At 59.8% G+C, this 24831-nt stretch carries 20 protein-coding genes; 13 read left to right on the top strand and 7 right to left on the bottom strand.

The window, feature by feature from the left end; genetic code table 11:
* Window positions 1-111 precede the first annotated feature (111 nt).
* Both FTE24_RS16660 and FTE24_RS16655 read left to right on the top strand, forming a co-directional pair.
* Window positions 112-564, top strand: coding sequence for a hypothetical protein (locus FTE24_RS16660; protein ID WP_150232339.1), 453 nt, complete (start codon window positions 112-114; stop codon window positions 562-564).
* Between the two features lie 181 nt (window positions 565-745).
* Complete coding sequence (locus FTE24_RS16655) at window positions 746-2326, top strand: glycosyltransferase family 39 protein (protein WP_150232337.1); 1581 nt, start codon at window positions 746-748, stop codon at window positions 2324-2326.
* On the opposite strand, the gene FTE24_RS16650 is transcribed toward FTE24_RS16655, so the two are convergent.
* Complete coding sequence (locus FTE24_RS16650; protein ID WP_160441801.1) at window positions 2307-3293, bottom strand: DUF4003 family protein; 987 nt, start codon at window positions 3291-3293, stop codon at window positions 2307-2309. The two genes, FTE24_RS16655 and FTE24_RS16650, sit on opposite strands and share 20 nt — an antisense overlap.
* 166 nt (window positions 3294-3459) lie before the next feature.
* On the opposite strand from FTE24_RS16650, the gene FTE24_RS16645 reads away from it, so the two are divergent.
* The gene (locus tag FTE24_RS16645) at window positions 3460-4350 is read left to right on the top strand and encodes a fructose bisphosphate aldolase (protein ID WP_141448531.1); all 891 of its coding nucleotides are present in this window, start codon (window positions 3460-3462) and stop codon (window positions 4348-4350) included.
* A gap of 338 nt (window positions 4351-4688) precedes the next feature.
* A complete protein-coding gene (locus FTE24_RS16640) occupies window positions 4689-6392 on the top strand; it encodes a bifunctional diguanylate cyclase/phosphodiesterase (RefSeq protein ID WP_160441800.1) in 1704 nt (567 codons plus the stop codon).
* A 115-nt stretch (window positions 6393-6507) separates the two neighbouring features.
* On the opposite strand, the gene FTE24_RS16635 is transcribed toward FTE24_RS16640, so the two are convergent.
* Window positions 6508-7044, bottom strand: coding sequence for a pyridoxamine 5'-phosphate oxidase family protein (locus FTE24_RS16635; RefSeq protein ID WP_150232331.1), 537 nt, complete (start codon window positions 7042-7044; stop codon window positions 6508-6510).
* A 289-nt stretch (window positions 7045-7333) separates the two neighbouring features.
* Between FTE24_RS16635 and FTE24_RS16630 the strand changes: the two genes are divergently transcribed.
* A complete protein-coding gene (locus FTE24_RS16630) occupies window positions 7334-8230 on the top strand; it encodes an SDR family oxidoreductase (RefSeq protein WP_150232329.1) in 897 nt (298 codons plus the stop codon).
* An 86-nt stretch (window positions 8231-8316) separates the two neighbouring features.
* Here FTE24_RS16630 and FTE24_RS16625 read toward each other — a convergent pair whose 3' ends face one another.
* Both FTE24_RS16625 and FTE24_RS16620 read right to left on the bottom strand, forming a co-directional pair.
* On the bottom strand, window positions 8317-8973 hold the full coding sequence (locus tag FTE24_RS16625) for a hypothetical protein (RefSeq protein ID WP_150232327.1): 657 nt from the start codon (window positions 8971-8973) through the stop codon (window positions 8317-8319).
* Between the two features lie 72 nt (window positions 8974-9045).
* Window positions 9046-9501 carry a GNAT family N-acetyltransferase gene (locus FTE24_RS16620; protein ID WP_150232325.1) on the bottom strand — a complete coding sequence of 152 codons (456 nt, stop codon included), beginning with the start codon at window positions 9499-9501 and terminating at the stop codon, window positions 9046-9048.
* 231 nt (window positions 9502-9732) lie between these two features.
* Here FTE24_RS16620 and FTE24_RS16615 point away from each other — a divergent pair, with 231 nt between their 5' ends.
* On the top strand, window positions 9733-10677 hold the full coding sequence (locus FTE24_RS16615) for an AraC family transcriptional regulator (protein ID WP_337190063.1): 945 nt from the start codon (window positions 9733-9735) through the stop codon (window positions 10675-10677).
* 173 nt (window positions 10678-10850) lie between these two features.
* Window positions 10851-12371 (top strand): alpha-glucosidase/alpha-galactosidase, encoded by a 1521-nt coding sequence (locus tag FTE24_RS16610; protein ID WP_150232321.1) that lies wholly within the window; start codon window positions 10851-10853, stop codon window positions 12369-12371.
* 349 nt (window positions 12372-12720) lie between these two features.
* On the opposite strand, the gene FTE24_RS16605 is transcribed toward FTE24_RS16610, so the two are convergent.
* On the bottom strand, window positions 12721-13353 hold the full coding sequence (locus FTE24_RS16605) for a DJ-1/PfpI family protein (protein WP_150232319.1): 633 nt from the start codon (window positions 13351-13353) through the stop codon (window positions 12721-12723).
* Window positions 13354-13661: 308 nt separating this feature from the next.
* On the opposite strand from FTE24_RS16605, the gene FTE24_RS16600 reads away from it, so the two are divergent.
* From FTE24_RS16600 to map, 3 genes are all read left to right on the top strand, one after another.
* A complete protein-coding gene (locus tag FTE24_RS16600) occupies window positions 13662-14042 on the top strand; it encodes a cupin domain-containing protein (protein WP_150232317.1) in 381 nt (126 codons plus the stop codon).
* Between the two features lie 23 nt (window positions 14043-14065).
* Window positions 14066-16105 (top strand): GTP-binding protein, encoded by a 2040-nt coding sequence (locus FTE24_RS16595; RefSeq protein WP_150232637.1) that lies wholly within the window; start codon window positions 14066-14068, stop codon window positions 16103-16105.
* Window positions 16106-16222: 117 nt separating this feature from the next.
* On the top strand, window positions 16223-16972 hold the full coding sequence (map, locus tag FTE24_RS16590; protein WP_150232315.1) for a type I methionyl aminopeptidase: 750 nt from the start codon (window positions 16223-16225) through the stop codon (window positions 16970-16972).
* A 140-nt stretch (window positions 16973-17112) separates the two neighbouring features.
* Here map and FTE24_RS16585 read toward each other — a convergent pair whose 3' ends face one another.
* Both FTE24_RS16585 and FTE24_RS16580 read right to left on the bottom strand, forming a co-directional pair.
* Complete coding sequence (locus FTE24_RS16585; RefSeq protein WP_150232313.1) at window positions 17113-17661, bottom strand: hypothetical protein; 549 nt, start codon at window positions 17659-17661, stop codon at window positions 17113-17115.
* 204 nt (window positions 17662-17865) lie between these two features.
* Window positions 17866-18219 (bottom strand): YtxH domain-containing protein, encoded by a 354-nt coding sequence (locus FTE24_RS16580; RefSeq protein ID WP_141448555.1) that lies wholly within the window; start codon window positions 18217-18219, stop codon window positions 17866-17868.
* 226 nt (window positions 18220-18445) lie between these two features.
* Between FTE24_RS16580 and FTE24_RS16575 the strand changes: the two genes are divergently transcribed.
* The 3 genes from FTE24_RS16575 to FTE24_RS16565 all read left to right on the top strand — a co-directional run bounded on the left by FTE24_RS16575 (window position 18446) and on the right by FTE24_RS16565 (window position 24808).
* A complete protein-coding gene (locus FTE24_RS16575) occupies window positions 18446-21970 on the top strand; it encodes an S-layer homology domain-containing protein (RefSeq protein WP_150232312.1) in 3525 nt (1174 codons plus the stop codon).
* Window positions 21971-22594: 624 nt separating this feature from the next.
* Window positions 22595-23254 (top strand): M48 family metallopeptidase, encoded by a 660-nt coding sequence (locus tag FTE24_RS16570; RefSeq protein WP_150232310.1) that lies wholly within the window; start codon window positions 22595-22597, stop codon window positions 23252-23254.
* Between the two features lie 69 nt (window positions 23255-23323).
* Window positions 23324-24808, top strand: a complete 1485-nt coding sequence (locus FTE24_RS16565; protein WP_237401795.1) for a serine hydrolase domain-containing protein — start codon at window positions 23324-23326, stop codon at window positions 24806-24808.
* Window positions 24809-24831 lie beyond the last annotated feature (23 nt).

Genomic DNA, 24831 nt, shown 5'->3' with positions numbered 1-24831 from the left:
TTTTTTATAGGCAAAAACGGTTACAAATACCATAAGAGCAAAGACGTTCGGCAGGCGGCCGGCGTGAAAGGGGGCACGGGGATGTACGGAAAAAGGGCAGGGGTCGTAGGGATGTCGATACTGATCGCGGCGCTGCTCGGCGGCTGCGCGGAGACGGAGACGCCGGAGCGTTCGGCTGCGCCGGCTTCCGAAGCGGCGGTCCCGAACGGGCAGGCCGCTTCGAGCGTGCGCGAGTACACGGGAAGCGGGGAAGCGTGGACAGCCCGGTACGCGATGTATATCCCCGAAGGCGGAGGCAAGATGCGGGGGCGCCTGACCGTGCATTACGAGGCGGCGGGCTCGGCGCCGACAGGCGAACTGAAATATTCGTACTATGGAACGGATATCGAATCGGGCAGCGGCACGCTGGACGTCAAGCAGTCTCCGGCGGAAGCGCTCTATCTGCTTCGCGATCTGACCACGACGGAATATTCGCCCGACGAAGCCGGCACGGTAGAGCTGCTGCTGATCTGGGACGAGGGCGGGCGAACCGAGACGATCCGGCTGGAGCCGAAAAAAACTTGAAATGAGAAACTTGAAATAAAAATCTTGAAAAGAATGGGCTTGAATACAGCAGGCGGCGCGGCTCGGAACGGCGGGCCGCTTTTTGCTGCGCCCGGGCGTTCAGCCATTTTTCAGCCGGCTTGTTTATAATGGGGCAGACCTTTTCGCAAGCGAAAAGATTTTGTCCCGAAGGAGCCGAGCCATGCCGCATCTGTTCAATAAAACGTTCTACGAGAAAATCTTCTACGTGATCCTGATTGCATTCTTCGCCTTGTTCTTCGGCACATCGTTCTTCGTGCGGGCCGTCTACAACTTCGCCGCTTACGGCGACAATCCGGTCCTGCAGCCGCAGCAGCCGCTTGGGCTGCTCGGGCTGCTGCTTGCGTTGGCCGCGCTGGCCGTGCTGCTGCACCGGGCGTTCCGGGGCCTCAACCGGCTGCGGCCGCGCGTCGTTGTCCCGGCAGTGCTGGCCGCGTCGTTCATCATGCAGCTGGTCTTGATCCTGCTGCTGCCGCGGCTGCCGACAGACGATTCCCGAACGGTGCTCTCGCTTGCGCTTGGCATGCTGGACCGCGGCGATTATTCGACGTTCGAGCCGGGCGGTTATTTGCACATGTTTCCGTTCAACTTCCCGATCGTCTGGTATCTCAAGACGCTGCTGGCGCTGCTGCCGGACAGCTATGTGACGATCAAGCTGTTCAATATTCTGTTCTCGCTGCTGACGACGTTGATGGTCCACCTGATCTATCGGGAGCTGTCCGGCCGGCCGCGGGAAAATGATTATACGGCGCTGCTGTCGGCGGCCTGCTACGTGCCGGCGCTGCTCATGCCGAACCTGATCTACAACGACGTGATCGGAACGGCGCTGCTGACGTCGGCGATCTACGCCGTGCTTCGCTTCGTGCGTACCCGGCATTTTGGGTATGTCGCCGCGGCGTCGGCCCTGCTTGCGCTCGGCAACGCTTTTCGCAGCATCGGCGCGATCGTGCTGATCGCCGCGACCTTGTACGTGCTGCTGCATCTGCGCCGCCTCGGCGTGCGCCGCGGCCTGCTTGCGCTGATCGTGCTCGCGGGGCTGTTCCCGGTGCCGGGCTGGACGCAAAACGCCGCGCTGCAAGCAGGCGGCGTAACGGATGCGGCGTCGCTCAAGCAGGCCGCCCCGGTCTATATGTGGCTGAACATGGGCATCGATGCGGAGCGCTTCGGCTTTTGGGACAACGGTAAAAGCTATCTCATCTATGAGCATGACGCGGACTTCGACGGGCAGGCCAGCGTCGCGCTGTACAAAGCTTCGATCGCCGACAAGCTGTCGCAGGCGTCGCCGGGCGAACTGCTGCGCATGTATGCCAAAAAGCTGATCTGGGTCTGGACCGAAGGCACGTACCAGATCGACCGCTACGGCATCGGCAATGAATCGTCGTCGCCGCGCCCCGGCGCGTCTTCCATCGCCGGAAGCTATGCGTACGAGACGTGGCTGACCCGGCTGTTCCAGGGCGATTCGCCGGCGCGTTCCGGCCTGCTTGCGCTCGTCCACGCTTCGACGATCCTGATGTACCTGCTGTCCGCCGTGCGGCTCGCGACCGGCATTCGCGCCCGGCGCTTCGGAGAAGTGCTGCCCGTACTCGTGCTGCTCGGATTTATCGCTTTCTATCTGCTGTGGGAGATCAAATCCCGGTATCTGTATCCGGTCTACCCGCTGCTGCTCGTCTTGTCGACGCTCGGTTTCCGGGACGCGCTGGTCTTGGCGGGCAGCTGGCGGTTGTTCAATTCGAAGAAGAATTGACGACCGTGATCGCGGTCAGGCTGGCCAGCATCGTGGCCTGCTGCGCAGCGATCAGGTGGGTCAGCACGGCGGCAAGCGTCGGCGACGACAGCTGCCGCGCCGCTTCGTTCACGCTGCGCGAGATGACGACGGCGGAAGACAGCAGCAGTCGCTCCTGTTCCTGGACGTGCCAGCCGCCGAAGCCTTTCTGCTCGCGCAGATAGGCATCCGCCTGCTCGATCGCGTCGGCAATCAGGCGCACTTCCGTCGGCAGCAGCGCCAGCAGACCGAGCGAAGGCAGCGTGTACGTCTTGTCCATGCGCAGCTTGCGCTCCCGAAGCGTGCTCCGCAGCTCGGCCAGGCGGTCCAGCGCAGCGGAATCGGCATCGCCGAGCACGAGCACCTGGCTCAACGCCTGAAGGCTGTTGGTGGCGTGATAGTCCGGCTTCAATTCGGCGTAGATCTCCTCCATGCGCGCAAGCGCAGGCTCGGGCTCAAGCTCCGACAAGCCGAGCATGACAGCGAAAATGTAATCGTCGTGCGAAGTGAGGTACGGGTGGTTCTTTTTCATGCCGTCGTAGAAAAACAGGGCGCGCCGGATGACCTCTGTCCGCCGCTTGGGCTGCGCGCCGCCGGCGAGTTCGTACGCGGCGACGACCAGATAGTCGGATGCTTTGAACGAATAGGCTTTCATCTCTTCGTAGGCGCCGAGCGTGTCGTTCAGCGCTCCAGGCGGATCGCCGGTCAGCGACAGCATCGCCGAGAGGCCAAAAGACAGACTGCCCCGGAACATCGACAGGGCGCCGGTACTCTGCTTGATCGACTCGTGGCAGGCCCGGATCGAAAAGAGATCGGCTTCCTTGTCTTCGACCGCATACAGCAGAGCGGCCAGGCGCACAAGGCTTGCATGCTGCCAGGGAAATTCCTTCTTGATCGATTGCGTGTTCGACACCAGTAATTGAAGACGATTCAGGTCCGTCGGATTCATGGCTGCACCTCGCAGTTTTACGGGATTTTGGGAGATATTCTCCTGCCCAAAGTGTACCATATTCCCGCGCGGGAAAAAGACAGGGTGGGGAGCGGCTCCTTTTCGGGTAATGAATACAGGGACTTAAGGATGACTGACCACTTTTAAAAAAGAAAGGAAGATGGAGATGAACGAGAAACAGCTGGAACGGATGCGGAGCGGCCAGGGGTTCGTGGCGGCGCTTGACCAGAGCGGAGGCAGCACGCCGAACGCGCTGCTGCTGTACGGGGTCGCGGAAGACGCGTACTCGGACGAAGAAGGCATGTACGGCGCCGTGCATACGATGCGTACGCGGATCATCAAGAGCCCGGCATTCAATTCGGAGCGGATATTGGGCGCCATCTTGTTCGAGAACACGATGGACCGCGAGATCGACGGCAAACCGACGGCGGACTATTTGTGGGAAGAAAAAGGCATCGTGCCTTTCCTCAAAGTCGATAAAGGGTTGGACGTTGAAAAAGACGGCATCCAGCTGATGAAGCCGATGCCGGATCTCGATGCGCTGCTGAAACGGGCGGCGGACCGGAACATTTTCGGCACCAAGATGCGTTCGGTCATTCACCGGGCGAATGCCGAAGGCATCAAGCAGGCGGTAGAGCAGCAGTTCGAATTCGGACGCCGCATTTTCGCTGCCGGCCTCGTGCCGATCATCGAACCGGAAGTCGATATCCACAGCGAAGACCGGGAAGAATCCGAACGCCTGCTGAAAGCGGAACTGATCCGTCAGCTCGGCCAGCTGGAAGACGGCGTGCTCGTTATGCTCAAGCTGTCGATTCCGGCCGTAGACGGCTTCTACAGCGAACTGATGGACGATCCGCATGTCGTGCGCGTCGTCGCGCTGTCGGGCGGCTATACGCGCGAAGAAGCCAACGAGCGGCTCGCCCGCAATCCGGGACTGATCGCAAGCTTCTCCCGCGCGCTCGCGGAAGGCGTCAGCTTCGGGCAGACCGAGCAGGAGTTCGACGATACGCTGTCGGATTCGATCGAGAAAATCTATCAGGCGTCGATCAAGTCTTAATATTGGAAAAGAGGGGAAGCGCCGGGCCGGCAGGTTCGCATTCCGCTCGCCAAGTTCAAGCCGCTTGCGGCCCGTGTACGCCAACGGGCCGCAGCGGCTTTTTGGCGCGCGCGAAAAAAAAGTCTGTCGGCAGCTCTATTTTCCAGCCTGATCTACACAATTAAGCCGATAAAAATTGAATTTGGAAGCATTCAAATGGGTGATGTCGAAAATACAGGAAAAATAGCGAAAAAAGTAGAAATATTTGACTATATGAAACGTGACGCCTGCTAGCTTATCGTTTATAATGGGCTTATATACCCAATACATGCGCAACCCAAGACCTATGGAGGCCTATGATGAAACCGATGAAAGAACAGCGTGAAGATCTGATCCGTATCACGTCCAAAACGCTGTTCTCGCTGTTACACTCCGTCATCGACGCGAATACATTTTTTATGGCCTACAATAACGGCAGGCACAATACGATCGTCAGCGCCTGGAACACCGGGGAAGAGATGATCCAGGAAGGCAGCGTCGTTCCTTATTCCTTGTCCTACTGCAGTCTGGTCGGCCTGGAAGCCGGCCCGGTCATGATCGAAGATACGACGGCCTGCGCGCTGACGCGGGAAATGCCGATCACGTCGGATCTTGGCAAAGCCAGCTTTCTCGGCGTCCCGATCCGGCTGGCGAACGGCGATCTGTACGGAACGATCTGCGCGCTCGATCGTCACCATGTTTTCAACGCGCAGGACGTCGAGCGGCTGACCCACGTCGCCTCGGTTATCTCCGGATTGATCCGGCTCGAAGAGACGACGTATTTCGACGACCTGACCGGATTTCTGCGCTATAACGCGCTGGAATCGATCTATGAACGCGAACTCGAAGATTCGCCGAAGGCGGTCATCTTCATGGATCTGGACAACTTCAAGGAAGTGAACGACGATTACGGGCATACGACCGGAGACCGGGTGCTGCAATCGCTGGCGGGCGCTATCCGCAAAGCGGCGGACGAGAACTGGCTGCTCTGCCGCTACGGCGGCGACGAATTCGTGATCGTCATTCCGACGAACGACGCGCAGCAGGTGCAGCGGGCGGTCAAGCGCCTCGTCTCGGCGTTCCGCGACGAAGACATGCCGCTGTCGAACCACGAGGAACCGCTGACGCTGTCGATCGGCGCCTGTCTCGAAGCCGACTCGCTGCGCGAATATATCGATCGGGCCGACACGGCGATGTACCGGATCAAAAAAGGCGGCAAAGCCGGCATGAGCATTTTCCGGATCGAAGATCAGCAGGCGGAGCTGGACATGCGCCAGGCGCTGCAGGGCGGCGAGCTCCAGCTGTATTTCCAGCCGATCGTCGAAGCGGGAAGCGGAGCCGTCAGCGCCTACGAAGCGCTGCTTCGCTGGAACCATCCGGAGCGAGGCATCGTGTCTCCGGTCGAAGCGATCCAGGCGGCGGAAGAAGCCGGATTGATCGAGCAGGTCGATCTGTGGGTGCTGCGCGAAGCCTGCCTCGCCCAGTCGATCCTGATGCCGGAGGAACGCATTCACGTCAATATCACGGTCAAATCGCTGCGCGATCCGTACTTCGTCGAACTTGCGGCCGAAGTGTTCGCGCAGACCGGATGCCCGCCCGGCAAGATCGAGATCGAACTCAACGAAACGACCCAGCGTCTCGACGCTTCGCATATTTTGCCCCAACTGGTCATGCTGCGCGAATGGGGCGTGACGTTCTCGCTCGACGATCTCGGCAGCGGTTCTTCTTCGGGCATCGGCCTGCTGCAGGAGCTGCCGGTCCAGACGCTCAAGATCGACCGCACGCTGATCCAGAACGCGTCGTTCAACCGCGTCAGCCGCGCCATGATTCGCGGCGTCGTCGCCATGGCCGACGAATTGGGCCTGTCCGTCATAGCGGAAGGCGTGGAGACGGCCGAGCAGCGGGAGCTGCTGATGTCGCTCGGCTGCCTGAAGCTGCAGGGCTATTATTTCTCGCGGCCGCAGCCGCTCGATCGGCTGCGGCCAAACACGCACCGGCTGCTGCAGGCCTGCTGCGGCGAATAAGCCGGCGGTGACCGCTTTGCAAGAGCATGCCAAAAAGGATTCCCGTCTACCGCGGGAATCCTTTTTTTACATAGGACTATTCATAGTAAGGCTTTATGGGGCTGGGCATAAAATTTTATTCTTTCGGCGCTTTCGGGGCCGATTCCAGGTCGACCGTCTCGTTGAGGCCCGGTTCGGACTTGGGCTCGGAGCCTTTGCCGACCGCTTTTTTGAGCAGATGGGTGATCATCTTGACCGCGCTTCCGCTTTCCCAATATTCGGCCGTGTCCGTCGTGACGCGAATCAAAACGAGGTTGGGATCGTCATAAGGCGTGCCGAGAATCTTCTCGTACATTTTGTTCCAGAGAACTTTTTTGCGCGCGTCGTCTTCGACGAATTCCGCCGTTCCGCTGATCGAGACGTACGACTTGCCGGCATAAGCCAGATTGACGCGGGGGTCTTTAAGAATCTCGTCGTATTTGGACGTATCCTTTTTCGTCAGGAACCACAGGTCTCCGTCGAATTCGATATGCTGCGTCTTCATCGGACGGGAGACCAGACCGGTGTCGGACACCGTGGTGAGCATCGCCGTTTCGATGTCTTGAATAAGGTCGCGGACGGTTTCGATCGCTTTCGGATCGGAAGTCGCGGCGTTTGTGTGTAACTTGGACATGAATATCGCTCCTTTCCCGTTGGCTTTCCGGGCATCTTGCTATCCCTTAAACGTCCCGCTTCGCGGCTAAACGCCGATCGGCTGCGAAAACGGAATCGGGTAGCGAATTTTCGTTTTCGGAACAGAATTTCCCGAAATTTTCGCGTTACCCGAACGTGCCTCGTTTAAATCGGAATTATGGCGGTTACATAAGAGACGAGTACGGCGGTGCCGGGCGAGAAATTTTCGCTGCATCGGCCGTTCGTTCAATCCCCAACCCCATTTCGCATACTCTAGGAGGCATTCAATCATGAGCGATTTCTACAAGATGCAGGACCCTACGACGCAGTATCCGAAAGCCGGACCGGAATATGAACAGCAGCAGGAAGGCCCGGGCCTTCAGAAAGAGATGAACCCGATTCCCGATTCGGGCGAAACGACGTACGTCGGCAAAGAGCGCCTGGTTGGCCGCAAAGCGGTCGTGACCGGAGCGGACAGCGGCATCGGCCGCGCCGCGGCGATCGCCTATGCGAGAGAAGGCGCCGACGTATTGCTGTCGTATCTGCCGGAAGAAGAAGCGGACGCCAAGGAAGTCGTGAAGCTGATCGAAGCCGAAGGCCGCAAAGCGGTGGCGATGCCGGGCGACGTGAAAGACGAGAGCTACTGCGTGAATCTGATCGAGACGGCCGTCAAGGAACTCGGCGGCATCGACATTCTGGCGATCGTGGCGGGCAAGCAGCAGTTCCGCGAGAGCATCGACGAGATCACGACGGAGCAGTTCGACGAGACGTTCAAGACGAACGTCTACGCGATGTTCTGGCTGTGCAAAGCGGCGATCAAACATATGAAGCCGGGCAGCTCGATCATCAACACATCGTCGATCCAGGCGTACAGCCCGTCCGAGATCCTGCTGGATTACGCGACGACCAAAGCCGCGATCAACACGTTCAGCAAAGCGCTGGCGCAGCAGGTCGGCGAAAAAGGCATCCGCGTCAACGTGGTCGCGCCGGGTCCGGTCTGGACGCCGCTGCAGGTCGCAGGCGGACAACCGCCGGACGCACTGCCGGAATTCGGTTCCCAGACTCCGCTCGGACGTCCGGGACAGCCGGTCGAAATGGCTCCCGCTTACGTGTTCCTGGCCAGCCAGGAATCCAGCTATGTGACGGGCGAGACGCTGAACGCAAACGGCGGGATGGTTTCTCCGTAAGCCGTCGCTCTCCCTATTCGTTCGGCTTCATGCCGAGCACGCGCAGCACCCCCGGCCGGGGATTCGGTCGGGGGTGTTTTTCGCTTTTAAAAAGAAAGGTCGTTCATGTCGTACGTCGGCGCGTCGCGTACGAGAAGAAAGTCGGGCTTCAGCCAAAAGTCGAGCGGATACAGATCTTCCCGGGCCGACAGCAGGCCGCGGATCTCGGCGATCGGAATCTGAAGCGTCTGCTCCTGCCCGGATTCGTCGAGAAACGTGCGCTCGGGCAGGGCGACGACCGCGAAGACGTCGTCCTGATCGTTCATCCGGTACAGGACGTTCTCTTCGTCGAATACGTTGTGCGAGAAATCCAGCGTCAGCAGGTTGAAGGCTCTCTTTTTCCAATTCAAAGAGATGACCCGAAAAGCCCCGCCGTTGATCTGTTCGATCAGGCGTTCCGGCGTCAGCGACAGCTCGATTCCGGTCACGTAACCGTTCTCGTCCACGTCGTTGCCGTACTCCGTGTCGTAGCCGATGCCGAAATCGTCGAAGTAAGAGAGCTTCGCTGCGGTCATCCGGTCTAATCGCTCCGCCAGCTCTGCCGCAGGCTCGGTCACGTGTTCGATCCGCAGCCGATCGGCCGGTACCGCGGTGAGGATGTCGTTGTTCAGGCCGGAGTCGGTCAGAGCGGATTCGTGCGCGGGCGGCATGAGATAGATATAACCCATGGAACTGCATTCGTCTTGCAGGCAGGTGATTCGCATCGAAAAACTCCTTCTATAATGATAAAACTCCTTCTATAACAAGGGATCGCGCCAAAAGCCGGCCCAAGCCGCTTACAGCTTTTTGCTCATAAACAAACTGTACGGGTCCAGCTCATAATCGCCGAACGGCCCGCATTCCGCGAATCCGTGCTTCTCGTACAGCTTCCGTGCCGGCACGAACGCGTCCATCGAACCCGTCTCCAGACTGATCCGTTCGTAGCCGCGTTTGCGCGCTTCCCCGATCGCGTGGATCAGCAGCTTCTCCGCGACGCCTTTGCGCAGATGCCGGGTATCGGTCTTCATCGATTTGAGTTCCGCATGGCCGGCGTCCAGTTCCTTGATCGCGCCGCAGCCGAGCAGCTCCCCGTCTTCCCAGGCGGTCCAGAACGTAATCCCGGGCCTGCGCAGCTTGTCCAGATCCAGCGCGTGAATGCTCTCGGGCGGCGAATGCAGCGTCATGCTGTGCAGATGGTCTTCCAGCAGCGCGGCGATTTCGGGTCCTTGAAGGTCGTCGATTCTGATATGCATGAAGTTCGCTCCTCTATAAGTCATCGTCTATGCGTAAATCTTACCTCGAAACGTTTCGCCCCGCAAGCAGGAAAGCTTACGCGAGAACGGAATTTGACCGGATTACGCCCGGTTTTTCCTTTTCAGGACAGAATAGCTTACACGTATAAAAAAGCGGGACATCAGGCGGAGTTGACCCTCTGCGGGGCGCGTTATAAGGTAGAGAAAAAGCGACGACGGGAGGGGACGGAAGTGAGTCGATCAAGCGGAAGCCTGTTCGGGGGCAAGCTGCTGGAGAGCGGGTACGGCCCGCGGTTCCACGCCTATTATTACAAACAGTGGAAAGCTTACCGGATGGATTACCATCGCCACGACTGCATGGAAATCATGTACCTGATGACCGGCAGCTGTATCGTGGACGTCATGGCCGAAGAAGGGCGCGAAGAGCGCCATAGGTTAAAAAAAGGCGAGCTCATCCTGCTGGACGCAAACGTCCCGCATCGGCTGATCGTCGAGGAAGGTACGCCCTGCCGGATGCTGAACGTGGAATTTTCCGTCGCTCCCCTGGCGCCCGGCGACGAGAGCGCGCTCAGTATCGGCATGCTGGCCCGCGAAGAGCCGCCGCTTGCGGAACTGCTGGACAGCCCGGCGGCGAGCCTTGTCCTGCATGATCCCGAAGAAGTGCCGCATACGCTCAAATCGCTCGTGCTGGAGCTGGATCGCCGGCAGGGCCGGCAAAACGTCATGGTGCGGCTGCTGTTCGCCGAACTGCTGCTGCGGCTCGCCCGGCTGCGGGTGGAACGGCTGCACACCGGTCCCCAGCACGCTTCGCACTACGTGCGCGCCGCGATCGAATACCTGCACCAGAATTATGACCGCGGCATCCGCGTCCCGGAAATCGCGGCCGCCGTCAATCTGCATCCCGGCTACCTGCACCGCCTGTTCAAGCAGCATACGGGGCGCACGCTGACGGATTACCTGAACGCGCTGCGCATGGACAAAGCCAAGATGCTGCTGACCGGCAGCGCCGTTCCGGTCGCCGAAATCGCGGACTACGTCGGCATCGCCAGCCGGCCGTATTTCCATCTGCTGTTCCGCAAGTACGGCGGCTGCACGCCGACGGAATACCGGGAAAGCGCCGAACCCGACTCCTGGAAAAAAGGACAGGGCGGCGCGGAAGAAGCCGAAGGCGGCTGACCGTTACTCGGCTTCGGCGCACGAAAGTGAGAATTTTTAACACATATCGGCGCAAGTGGTCACAATATTGATAACGCTTTCTAACCCCCTCCTGCTAAGATGGGCATGCAGGTTAATCTCAAGCCGCCGGATCAGCCGGATCAGCGACCGAAGCGGCGAAAGGGGCAAAACGGATGTCTTTCAAAGTGACTTTTATCGGGGCGGGCAGTATCGGATTCACGCGGGGGCTGCTGCGCGATCTTCTCAGCGTGCCGGAATTCGCGGATATCGAAGTCTCGTTCATGGATATCGACCGCCGGAATCTGGACATGGTGACGGAGCTGTGCCAGCGCGATATCGACGAGAACGGGCTCTCGATCCGTATCCGTCCGACGACGGACCGGCGCGAAGCGCTGGAAGGTGCCAAGTACGTATTTTGTACCATTCGAGTCGGCGGCCTCGAAGCGTTCGCCACCGACGTGGACATTCCGCTCAAGTACGGCGTGGACCAGTGCGTCGGCGATACGCTGTGCGCGGGCGGCATCATGTACGGGCAGCGGGGCATCGCCGAGATGCTGGAGATCTGCCGCGATATTCGGGAGCAGGCCGCGCCGGACGTGCTGCTGCTCAACTATTCCAATCCGATGGCGATGCTCACTTGGGCCTGCATCAAATACGGCGGCGTACGCACGATTGGGCTGTGCCACGGCGTCCAGCATGGACACCATCAGATCGCGGAAGTGTACGGACTGGACAAAAAAGACGTGGATATCATCTGCGCCGGCATCAATCACCAGACGTGGTACGTGTCCGCCAAGCATGAAGGCCGCGACCTGACGGAAGGACTGCTGGAAGCGTTCGAGCGGCATCCGGAGTACAGCCGCACCGAGAAAGTCCGGATCGACATGCTGCGCCGCTTCGGTTATTACAGCACCGAATCGAACGGTCACCTCAGCGAATACGTGCCCTGGTACCGCAAACGCAGCGACGAGATCAAGGACTGGATCGATCTCAGCAGTTGGATCAACGGAGAGACGGGCGGCTATTTGCGGGTATGCACGGAAGGGCGGAGCTGGTTCGAGACCGATTTCCCGAACTGGCTCCGGGACCCGGCGTTCGTCTACGGGGCGGAGCATCGCGGCGAAGAGCACGGCTCCTATATCGTGGAAGGATTGGAGACGGGACGCGTCTACCGCGGACATTTCAATACGGTCAACGGCGGCGTCATTCCGAACCTGCCGGCCGACGCGATCATCGAAGCGCCGGGCTACGTCGATCGCAATGGCATCTCGATGCCGGTCGTCGGCGATCTGCCGCTCGGCGCGGCCGCGGTATGCAATGTGAGCATCTCCGTGCAGCGTCTGGCGGTTGAAGCGGCCGTAAGCGGCGACGACAAGCTGCTGCGCCAGGCGTTTATGATGGACCCGCTCGTCGGCGCCGTCTGCAACCCGAAAGAGATCTGGCAGATGGTCGACGAGATGCTCGTAGCCGGAGAGCCGTGGCTGCCGCAGTACGGCGGCGCGATCGCGGCGGCCAAAGCGCGCCTCGCTTCCGGCGACCTGATTCCGACGCGCGCAGGCAGCGAAGGCGCGGCACGCCTCAAAGTGAAAACGGTCGAGGAGATGCAGCAGGACCGCGAAGCGGCGAACAAAAACGCCGGCGAGTCCGACAAAGGCAAAGACCGGGAGAAAGTGCAGTCGCCGCAGGACGTCTAACGAATCCTCATATCGCTAATCCCACTTTTTCGGCTGTTTTAGAAATCTAACGAATCCTCGTAGCGTTATTCGCTTCTTTTGGGCCGAATCGGGCCGTTTGGAGACCATTAGCGTGATAACGATTCGTTAGATTCGGAAAAAGGCCCAAAAGCCTGAAATAGCGTGACGACGATTCGTTAGCGCGCCAAAAAAAGCGAAAGGCTCCACTTGCGTGGAACTTTCGCTTTTTGGCGCGCTCGGCCGCTTGGCCGAAGGTGCTTCGTTTACGTGGCTGCACCAGCCTCTGCTGCGCCAACCGCCGCTGCACCAGCTGCCGCGCCGCCAACGGACTTGCAGCCCGGCGGCACGTTTAAGCCTGCGGCTGCATCGTTTCCATCAAGGCGTAGAAATGGCGCGTCTCGCCGGTGCTGAAGTAGTTGTACCAGGCGTCCAGCGTGTCTTCGCGGAATACGCCCAGCAGCGAGATCACCTCGCGGGCGAGCGGAATTCCGCCGGTCGCGCCGGCGGTAATCAGCTGGCCGTCCGAGACGACAAGCTCGTCCTTGTAGTGGGCGGAACCTTTGTAGGCCGGGCAGAACATGCTCAAATATTCCGGCGCGTTGCTCGTATGCGGCCGATGATCCAGCAGGCCGAATTCGGCCAGCGCAGCCGTCGCTCCGCACATAGCCGCTACGAGGCCGCCCGCATTCAACAGTTGTTCGGCTTTTTCGATCGCCGGCCGATGCTTCGGGTCCTGCCAGGCATTAGCTCCCGGCAGGAGCAGGATCGCGGACTCTTCCGCTGCGATCTCGTCTACCGTCAGATCGGGCAGGATCGTCAGGCCGCCCAGCGTCGTGATGGGGTCTTTGGAAGCTCCGACCGTTCGGACGGGCAGGCGGGTACCGGGATTTTTAAAATATTGACCCGAATTCAGCTGCGCGGTGACCAGAGCCAGTTCCCAATCCGCCATCGTATCCAGCACGTACATATAAGCGTATTTCATGGAGTCCTCCTTGGGGATCCGTTTTACGGATCGCGTATATCCTTATCTTAGACGGGGAACAAGGACAGCATACTGTCCAGATCCAAATCCGGATTTGGCTGAAAAATGAAGTTTTTATCCGCACATTTGCCCATTCCGGTCGTGCCCCGTCCGATCGGAAAATGCGCATACCGGAAACGACGGGCCGCTTACGCTCGTGGAGTCGGCTCTTTTTGATATAATCGTTTTAGGAATCGTTTTGGTTATCCTCGACAGAAACGAAACGGCCAAAAGCGTCAAATGAAATTTTGAAAGGAAGTGCGGGAATAATGAATATATGGGATCCGGTCAACATCAGGCAAGAACTGGACAAACTCGAGGAACACTGGTCGCCCCGGGTGATCGGCAAAGTAAACGACCAGTATGTCAAAGTGGCGAAAGTGCAGGGCGAACTCGTCTGGCACAAACACGATGACGAAGACGAGATGTTTCTGATCGTGTACGGACAGCTGCTGATCCAAATGGAAGACCGAGGCGACGTCAAGCTCGGTCCCGGCGAATTCTGCGTGGTGCCGCGCGGAGTGATGCATAATCCGGTAGCCGAACAGGAATGCGGATTGGTGTTGATCGAGACGGTCACGACCCTGCATACCGGCGGTACGGAATCGCCGCTGACGCGTTCGATCGAAGAGCAGGAGGGGAAGCGTTGAGCGACCGATCGCCTTCCGTGCGCATGAACAAAACGATCGGCATGCTGGCGCACGTGGACGCGGGCAAAACGACGTTCGCCGAACAGCTCCTCTACCATACGGACAGCATCCGGGCCCGGGGACGGGTCGATCACCGGGATGCTTTTATGGACAGCCATGACATCGAGCGGGCGCGCGGCATCACGGTGTTCGCGGGGCAGGCGGTCATGCGCTACAACGGTTCGACCTACTATCTGCTCGACACGCCGGGACACGCCGATTTCTCGGCCGAGATGGAACGCGCGCTGCGCACGATGGATTACGCGGTGCTGCTGCTGAGCGCGGTGGAAGGGGTGCAGGGGCACACGGAGACGGTGTGGCAGCTGCTGCGGCGTTACGGGGTTCCGACGTTCTTTTTTATTAACAAAACAGATCGGGCAGGCGCAGACGTGCAGCGGGTGACGGACGAGATTCGCAGTCTGCTGACGCAGGACGCGTTCGACCTGACGGAAGCGGCGGAAATCGAACAGACGGATGACGGGGAGGAAAATACCCAAGAGCTGCCGCCGGTCAACCTCTCCGAAGCGCTCAAAACGTTTCTGGCCGAGCGCGACGAAGACCTGCTGGAAGGGTATCTGGACGACCGGCTGACGGGGACCGAGTGGACCGAAGCGTTGATCCGGCTGATTCGGGAATGCCGCGTGTACCCGTGTCTGCACGGGTCGGCGCTGCTGGATATCGGCGTGACCGATTTTCTGCGCCTGTTCGACCGGCTCACCGTCACGGATTACGCCGCGGCGGAGGCAGACGAAGACGCGCGCAAGCCGTTCGCCGGCCGCGTCTACAAGATCGGGCACGACGAGAACGGAACCCGGCTGACGTATATCAAAAGTCTGCAAGGTTCGCTCGGCGTGCGGGAATTCGCCGCGTACGCGGACCGCAGCGAAAGCGCGGAACAATCCGGCGTGCGCGAAGAGAAAATTACCGGTATCCGCGTCTACAGCGGCGACCGGCATACGCAGGTCGATCGCGCGTACGCCGGCGAGCTGTTCGCCGTGACCGGACTGACGGAAGCGCAGGCCGGAGACGGCATCGGCGACCTGTCGCGCGAGCCGGTCCCGTTCGAGATGGCGCCGACGCTGACAGCAAGCGTCTCGCTGCCGCGCGAGCTTCCGGTCAAGGACGCGCTGCGCGTATTCCGGATGCTGGAAGCGGAAGATCCCGCGCTCGGCGTCCTCTGGGAAGAAGAGCTGCAGCAGCTCCAGATCCGCGTCATGGGCGCGATTCAGCTTGAAGTGCTGACCGCCGTGCTGCGCGAGCGGTTCGGTCTGGACGCGGCGTTCGGCGCGCCGGAGATTCTGTACCGCGAGACGATCGCGGCGCCGGTGACGGGCTACGGGCATTTCGAGCCGCTGAGGCATTACGCCGAGGTGCATCTGCGCATCGAGCCCGGCGAGCGGGGCAGCGGCGTGACGTTCGCGGACGCATGCCACGCGGACGACCTGTCTGTCGGCTACCGCAACCTGGTCGGGCAGCACGTGACGGAGCGCGAGCATCACGGGCTGCTGACCGGCTCTCCGCTGACCGACGTGAAGGTCACGCTGCTCACCGGCCGCGCGCACAACAAGCATACGCACGGCGGCGATTTTCGCGAAGCGACGCTGCGCGCGCTGCGGCAGGGGCTGGAGCAGGCGGACAACGTCCTGCTGGAGCCGTGCTACCGCTTCCGCATCCGCGCGGAGGCCGAGCATCTCGGCCGGATCATGCACGACGTCCAGCAGGCGCACGGGACCTTCGATCCGCCGGAGCTGAGCGAGACGCACCTGAGCCTGACCGGCCTCGTGCCGGCCGCTTCGTTCATGAATTATGCGGTCGAACTGGCGTCCTTCACCCGGGGCAAAGGCATGCTGAGCCTGACCTACGGCGGCTACCGCCCCTGCCACAACACGGACGAAGTCATCGCGCGGCGCGGCTACGACAAAAACGCCGATCCGCTGTACACGTCGTCGTCGATCTTCTGCGCCAAAGGGGCCGGTTATTCCGTACCGTGGGACGAAGCGGAATCGGCGATGCATTTGTTGTAATCCGCTGCACCCGAATAGGTGCTTCATATGCCGACGGATTGCACCATTTTTCAAACGGCGTTATCCTTATAGAAGTACGGTATTTTCTTAAATCCATAAGGAATCGAGCGATAAATCATGATTACACTCAAAAGCGAACGCGAAATCGGGATGATGGACGCGGCGGGAGACCTGCTTGCGGCCTGCCACAAAGAAATTGCCAAAATGATCAAACCGGGCGTCACCACGATGGAGATCGACCGGTTCGTCGAGAAGTTTCTCAAGCAGCACGGCGCGACGCCGGAGCAAAAAGGATATAACGGATACGAATACGCGACGTGCGCGTCGATCAACGACGAAGTGTGCCACGGCTTCCCGCGCCGCCAGCCGCTCAAGAGCGGCGATCTTGTCACGATCGACATGGTCGTCAACCTGAACGGCGGTCTGGCCGATTCGGCCTGGACGTACGCGGTCGGCGACGTGTCGGCGGAAGACAAGCGCCTGATGGAAGTGACGCTGCGCGCGCTGGAGCTGGGCGTCGAAGCGGCGGTCGCGGGCAATCGCCTCGGCGATATCGGCTACGCGATCCAGAGCTACGTGGAAAGCGAAGGCTTCTCCGTCGTGCGCGAGTTTACCGGACACGGCATCGGGCCGACCATCCACGAGAAACCGCAGGTGCTGCACTACGGCGAGCCGGGCAAAGGCCAGCGTCTCAAGGAAGGCATGGTCATCACCATCGAGCCGATGGTCAACGCCGGCGTCTGGCAGACGTCGCGCGACGCCAACGGCTGGACGGCTCGCACCGCGGACGGCCGCAATTCGGCGCAGTACGAGCATACGCTTGCGATCACCGCGGACGGTCCGCGCATTTTGACTTCGCAGGCCTAGGCGCGGAATTCGTGGCTAGAGCGCAGCATGGCAAAAAAAGAGCACGGAACCGATCCTCGATCGGCGTCCGTGCTTTTTGGCGCTGCGGTCGAACCGGGCTTCGGCGTGCTCTCTTTTAAATAAGGGAACGTCCCGAAGTCTCAGCTCTCCGCAAGCCCCAGCTGCTCCCGCAGATGCGCGATGACCTGCTCTTCGCCGAACACGTCTTCGTCCGACATCGCATGGGCATACACCAGCGTGCGCCCGTTGACGTCGAAGTAATCGGCATGCACGTAAAAGTCCGGTCCGTTCGGTACGAACGGCCGCTCGTCGATCTCGACGTAGGCGCTCGCGAAGACATGTTTCTCCGTGTAGCTTTGCTCGCCCCAATCCTTCAGAATCGGCAGATAGACGGACGCAAACTCGCCGCCCTGCGGGTTTTCAAGAATGGAGACGATCGGGTCGTGTTCCCACACGCCCAGACCTTTGCCGTCGAGCACGACGATGCCCATCCGTTCTTCGTTGGCGAGCAGCATCAATTTGGTCGGATGCTCGGCGTCGGTCGAATAACCTTCGTCCACGATCGCATCCCCGGCCTCGAAGCCGTACGTGCGCAGATTCGAAGACAGGTTGAAAAAGAAAAAATAGGCGACCAGCAGAGCGGCTATGGCCACGACAAGGGTAAGCTCGACGCTCCTGCGTACTCTCATGCGATCCCTCCTTTGATTGATCGGGCCATGGGAACGGAACGGTCCGTTTGGAAAAAGCCCTCTCTTTTATTGTAAAGGTCCCAGGCCTGGAAGGCCAGTCTCTTCACGGGTTTGTCGGAAATGCGACGTCGCGGCAAAAGAAAAAGCCCTCCGCCTCGAATCGGGGCAAAGGGCTGGCTCAATTCTCATATAAGGAAAACGAACTTAGATGCTGCCTGCGCTTCCGTCGGTCGGCTTGCCGTTCGTGCCCGACGTGCGGACGGAATCCTGCACGTTCGATTTGACTTCGCGCGCCGCGGATACGGTATCTTCCTTGAGTTCTTTGACCGCGCCGAGCGTTTCCTTGACGACTCCGGTCACTTCCTGGCTTTTCTCGGCGAGAGCGTGACCTTTTTCGTTCATTTGCGGGCCGGCTTCGCGCAGCGCTTCGACCGCGTCGAGCACGGTGTGGCGAATCTCTTCGCCTTTTTGCGTAGCGACGATCAGGGCGGCTCCGGCACCGATGAGCGCGCCTGCGGCGGCACCGATAGCGGCTGTAGTAATAAACGATTTTTCCATGATTAAAATCTCCCTTCGATTAAAAGTCTCTGCCTTGTTATTACCCGGTTAGCGGCATCTCTAACGGATAAGTTTTCTTTTTGCGAACGTGGATATATCGGTAAATGGTGACAATGGTCTTTTTTACATAGGTCTTTATCTGAAAAAACGCAGCGTTAACATTGCATTGTTATGCTGAAGCCACTGGACACGGGTTCGGTAATACATATACATCGGGGAGAGAATCATGCTTAAGACTTGGTCACGCGCAATATCCGTAGTTCTGGCCGTTATTTTGCTGCTGGGCGTTTTGAGTCCGGGCTTGGGAACGGGCCGGGCACAGGCGGCAGCGAATGAAGAACAAGCCTTGAACGACGGAACGGTTAGTCAGACAGTAGTCGAAAACGTTTACGACGGAAACGGGGTCTCCGGCCGTCCGGAATCGATCACGCTGAGCTTCAACAGCGATCCGTCCACGAGCCTGGGCTTTGCCTGGTACGCGCCGGAGCAAGTCACGGGCACCAAGCTGGAAGTGGTCGAAGCTTCCAAATGGACCGGCGGAGCTTTCCCGGCCGACAGTGCGGTCTCGTACGAAGGCACCTCTGTCGTCACGGCTGTCTACGAGAACCTGAACGACAAAAATGCGAATCAAAGAACGAACTATAGCAGCCATAAAGTGGTGGCAAACAACCTGAAGCCGGCTACCGCTTACGCTTACCGCGCCGGAGACGGCACGGAGAACAACTGGAGCGAAGTGTCCACGTTCACGACAGAACGGACAGGCCGCGCGGACTTCGATTTCCTGTTCACGACCGATTCCCAGGGCACGACCCAAAACGATTTCGAGATCTGGAACACGGTGCTCGAAGCCGGCCTGGGCAAATTCCCGAAATCGGAATTTATCGTCATTTCCGGTGATGAAGTCGATCACGGCGATCGCGAAGAGCAGTGGAAATGGTTCTTCGGCGAAGCCCGCAACATTCTGACCACGCTGCCGCTGATGCCCGCTGTGGGCAATCACGAGAGCAAAAATTACGACAATTTCGCGACGCATTTCAATCTTCCGAACCTGGCGGGAACGGGAGCAAAACCGGACGGTTCCGTCTATGCGTTCGATTATGGCCCGGTCCATTTCATGGTGCTGAACACGGAATATTCCGGCAGCAGCCAGACGCAGGAGACGCGCGAAGTGTACGAGAAGCAGGTACAGTGGCTGCGCGACGAAGCGAAAAATACCGACCAAAAATGGAAAGTCGTCGTCCAGCACAAGGCGCCTTATTCGGTAGCCAGCCACGTGGACGATACGGACGTCAAATATTTCCGCGAAAACCTGACGAAAGTGTTCGACGAACTGGATATCGATCTGGTCTTGAGCGGTCACGACCATACGTATACGCGCAGCTACCAGATGTATGAGAACAAGCCGCTCACCGATATCAAGGCGGGCCAGGACGGATTTGTGCAAAATCCCGAAGGGACGCTGTACCTGATCACGAACGCGGCCGGCAAAAAAATGTATCAGCCCAAACCGAACCGCACGTTCGATTACGCGGCCAAGTACGGTCAGCCGAACCTGCCGATGTTTACGGGCTTCCGCGTAACCGGCGACACGCTGAGCTACGAGACGTACACGGTCAATCCGGACGGCACCTCGGATCTGTACGACCAATACGGCATTCGCAAGACCGATCCGATCGTCGAAACGCCGAAAGTCAGCAAAGTTACGGCGACGTTCCACGGCGACAGCCGCACGTCGAGAGGCTTTGCGTGGTACACGCCGCAGTCCGTCATGGGCACGGACGTGCAGATCGCAGCGAGCGGCGTCAGCGGCGCAGCCGATTTCTTGAACGCGCTGTCGTTCAAGGGCAGCAGCTACACGGCGACCAATTCCCCGACGGAAAAAGTGCATAAAGCGACAGCTTCCGGTCTGACGGCCGGCACGACTTACGCCTACCGCGTAGGCGACGCTTCGATCAATATGTGGAGCCAGACCGGTACGTTCCGTACCGACGACGGAAGCGATTCGTTCACCTTTATCGATCTGGCCGATACCCAGGCCAAAGAAGAAGACGAAGCTTCCCTGTCCGCAGAGACGCTGAGAAAAGCGCTCGCGACCGTGCCGAATGCCGAATTCGTCGTGCATAACGGCGATATCGTCGACACCGGAACGAACGAAGAACAGTGGAACTGGCTGCTGGGCCATTCGCAAGACAGCCTGCTCAAGACGACGATCGCGCCGTCGGCCGGCAACCACGAAGACGAGAACTACGCCTTTATCGATCACTTCAATCTCGATACGCCGGCAGGTTCGGCCACCGAGACGGGCGCGTATTATTCGTACGATTACGGCAATGCGCACTTCGTCGTGCTAAACTCGAACGAAGATTCGGCGGAGTACGCCAACTTCTCGGCGGCTCAGGTGCAGTGGCTTCAAGACGACGTGAACGCGGCAAAAGCGAAAGGCGCGCAGTGGATCGTCGTCAATATCCACAAAGGCCCTTACACGACGTCGAACCACGCGACCGACAAAGACATCATCGGACCGAACGGAGTCCGCAGCAAGATCGCGCCGCTCATGGCGCAGCTCGGCATCGACTTCGTCGTGCAGGGACATGACCATATCTATGCCCGCACGAAGCCGATCACAAGCGACGGAACGGCCGGCCAGGCCGCCGTCATCAAAGAAAGCGTCGGCGGAGAGAGCGTGGAATACACGGTCAACCCGGACGGCAGCATCTACCTGATCCCGGCCACCGCCGGTGCCAAAGTGTATTACAAAAACCAAAAGCCGGCGCTCGGCGACGCTTACTACGCTCTGTTCAACCGCGCCGAAGAAAACCATGCCGCGAAGTATGGTCCGGACCCGACCAACGCTACCCGTCCGGTTCGCGGACAGGTGCAGAACTTCGTCGCGATCACGATCGACGGCGGCCGCCTGACAGCGACGACGTATGAAATCGATCAGCAAAAAGATAACGGCGCCGCTATTCCTTTTGTGATCGATCGCTTCGGCATCGTCAAACAAACGGCAGCGCCGGGCGGAGGCACGCCTTCCGTCCCGCAGGATCCGAATACGCCGGCTCCGACGTTCCCGGTTCCTTCGGCGCCGTCTCCTGCGGCGCCCGTGACTCCGGTACCGGCAGCGCCGGCTCCAACGGCACCGGCTCCGACGGTCCCGACTCCGGCGACTCCGGTCCCTGCGGTGCCGACGCCGGACCCGGCCGATAACGCAGGATCGGCGCAGCCGGCACTTGGCGACATCGCCGGCCACTGGGCGGAATCGGCCGTACGCCGCGCGGTATCCGCCGGCTTCGTCAACGGCTACGCAAACGGCGATTTCCGTCCGAACAGCCCCGTCACCCGGGCCGAGTTCGTGACCATGATCGTTCGCGCGCTCGATCTTCCGGCTTCGACGGCCACGCCGTCGTTCACGGACAACAGCCGCGTAGGCGCCTGGGCCGCGCCGCAGATCGCCGCGGCGGTCGAAGCGGGCCTGATCAGCGGATACAGCGACGGCACGTTCCGTCCGGGCAGCGCCATGACGCGCGCCGAGCTGACCGCGACGATCGTGCGGGCGGCGAAGCTGCCGCTCGACCCGTCGGCGAAGCTGACGTTCGCAGACGCCGCGGACATCCCGAAATGGGCCGTGCCGTACATCGCGGCGGCCAACAAAGCCGGCCTGGCCGGCGGCGTAGGCGGAGAGCGTTTCGCTCCGAACAAGGAAGCCACGCGCGCCGAAGCGGTCAGCATGATCCTGGCCATGATGAAGTAACGCGAAGCCCAAGCGCGGGAAGTCCCGCTCGGGACCTGCCCGCCGCATCGAAACCCCCGACTCTCCGGAAGGAGAGTCGGGGGTTTTGGGTTTGCGGGGTCTTGCAAAGGCCGCGGGCTGCGGAGGCTTGCGGGGTTTGGCGAAGGCTTGCGGGCCTCGCCGGTCTTCGGGGTCTTACTGGACTCGACCTTGCAGGGACTTACCAGCTCTTATGTGTCCTTGCGGGCCTCGCAGGTCTTCGGGTCTTGCAGGACTGCGATTCGCCGGAAGCTAACGAATCCTCATACCGCTATTTGCCGATTTTGCGCCTTTTTCGCAAACTAACGAATCGTCATAGCCTTATGGACCGCCAAACGGTCATTTTAGCGCGATTTCGAGCCCATAGCGTGATGACGATTCGTTAGCGCCGGGGAAAGCGCGTTAGAGGACAAATAGCGCGTTCACGGTTCGTTAGAGGAATCTCATCCGCCGCAGCACTCCGATTGCCCGGAAAAACGAATCGGGGCGGGTGTGCGCCGCATTCCGGTTAAGCTTCCCCCCCGGGATTTGCTTTTTTCGCGCGGCAGGTCTGCCTTACGTTCGAGACCGGTTCATTTGAACGCCTTTTTGCCCTATAATAAGGCCATGAACATTCAACATAACGACCACACCATCGAATTCCACGTCGAATATGCCAAACGCAAAAAAATCTACGTCCAGATCGAACCGAATGGGCTGGTGACCGTCAAAGCGCCGAACGGGATGCCCGAAGCGGAGATTCAGGCCGCCGTCGCGCAGCAGGCCGACTGGATCATCGAGACCCGCTCCAAACAGGACAAAGCGCGCGAAGCGCCGAAGCCCAAAGAATACAAAAAAGACGGCGAAGGCGAGTTTCTGTACCTCGGACGCCGCTGCCGGTTGGACGAGCTGATTCCGACGGAAGGGCGCACGGAAGAACAGCTGCGCGGCGACCTCAAAAAGTTCTATTTTTCCAGCTGCAAAAAAATCGTGAACGAACGGATCGGCCCGTACGCCAAACAGCTCAAAGCCGAACCGAAAGTCATCGAAATTATCGAATCCGCGACCAAATGGGGCAGCTGCGATTCGAGAAAAAGGTTGAATTTCAACTATTTGCTGGCCATGGCTCCTCCTTACGCGATCGACTACGTCATCGTGCACGAACTGTGCCATATCCATCATATGAACCACGACCGCTCGTTCTGGCGCAAGCTCGGCAGCATCCTGCCGGATTACAAAGAGCGGGAAGCTTACCTGAACCGGTACGGCAATTTTATGGTGATGTAAAAGAACGCGAGCGTCGGCGGGCGACGGAAGAGAAGGAGCCTGCCGCCGGAAATGGAAAGAAGGGATCGCTTGTCTGTTGGCCCAACCGATTATGAAGCGCTGCGCGCAAGAATCGAACGCTCGGACCTTGCGGTGAACAGTCTCGTGCTGCGGCACGAGGGCCGCAAAGCGCTGGAGCTGTACCGTCCGCCTTACCGGGCCGGCGTACCGCAGATGCTGTATTCGCTCAGCAAAAGCTTTACCTCGATCGCCGTCGGTATCGCCTGCGACCTGGGGCTGTTGTCGTTGGACGATACCGTCGTATCCTTTTTCCCGGACAAGCGGCCCGCCGACGTCTCCCTGCATCTGTCAGCCATGCGGGTGCGCCATCTGCTGTCCATGACCGCGGGACACGGCGAAGATATCTACCCGTGCGTCACGGCTCGGCAGGATTGGGCCCGCGCTTTTCTGGAGCAAAAGATAGAGCATGTTCCTGGCACTTTTTATCGCTATAGCACGCCTTCTTCTTACATGCTGGCGGCCATCGTGGAGCGGGTGTCCGGCCGCGATCTGGTCGATTTTCTGATGCCGGCGCTGTTTGGGCCGCTCGGCATCACGCGTCCGGACTGGGAGAGATGCCCGCTCGGCGTGACCGCCGGAGGCATGGGACTCAGTCTGTCGACGGAAGACACGGCCAAGTTCGGGCAGATGCTGCTTGGCGGAGGCATGCACGAAGGGAAGCGGATCGTCTCGGCAGCCTACATCGAACTTGCGTCTTCCGAGCAGAGCGACAACCGCACGGGCGTGAATCCGGAGCGGATCGATTCCGCGCAGGGTTACGGCTTTCAATTCCATCGGTGCCGTTTCGGCGCGTATCGCGGAGACGGTTCGTTCGGTCAGTTGTGCCTGATCTCGCCGAAGCACGACTTGGCGATAGCGGCGAACTGCGCTTTTCCGAGCATGCGGCCGCTGCAGAAGCTGCTGGATCTGATCTTCGCCTGGGCAGGAGAAGACGTCGGCGGCGCCGCAGCGGACGGACCCTCGCATCCGCTTCGCGAAGCGGCGTCGACCGGGGCGGACGGGCAGGGCGAGTGCGGCGTGCAAGATTTCGGTCCCGCGGCTTCGGTCGGATCGTCGCGCGTTTCCGCAGCGATGTTCGAATTTCCCGCCGCGGACGGAACGGTCTACGAGCTGGACGACAATCCGGACGGGCTGCGTTCGGTACGGTTTGGCCGGACGGCGTGCGGATTCGAGCTTACGACGGATTATGCGGACGAACGCAGCGGCACGCTTCCTTTTGACATATCGCGCTCGATCGAAGCGGAAGGAGTGTTCGTCAAAGACCTTTCTCTGCATCGTCAGCGGGTCGTCACTTCGGTCACGAACGTCGGAGCTGCGGGAGATCAGGAACAACCGCTGCGCTTTGTACTTCGTTATATCGAGACGCCGTACGAGGTCGTGTGCGAAGTTGGCGCAGCCGAAGACGGCATCCTGTGGAGCTTCGCCGTCAATGTCTCGTTCGGCTTCAAGCACTACGCCGTCCGAGGCCGGCCGAGAGTAGTTACCGAATTTTAACCGGCAAATGACAACGCAAGAGC

The sequence above is a fragment of the Saccharibacillus sp. WB 17 genome (assembly GCF_008634075.2).
GTDB lineage: Bacteria > Bacillota > Bacilli > Paenibacillales > Paenibacillaceae > Saccharibacillus > Saccharibacillus brassicae.
Note: the sequence above shows the minus strand (reverse complement) of the source record. Positions and strands in the feature narration are given on the sequence as shown.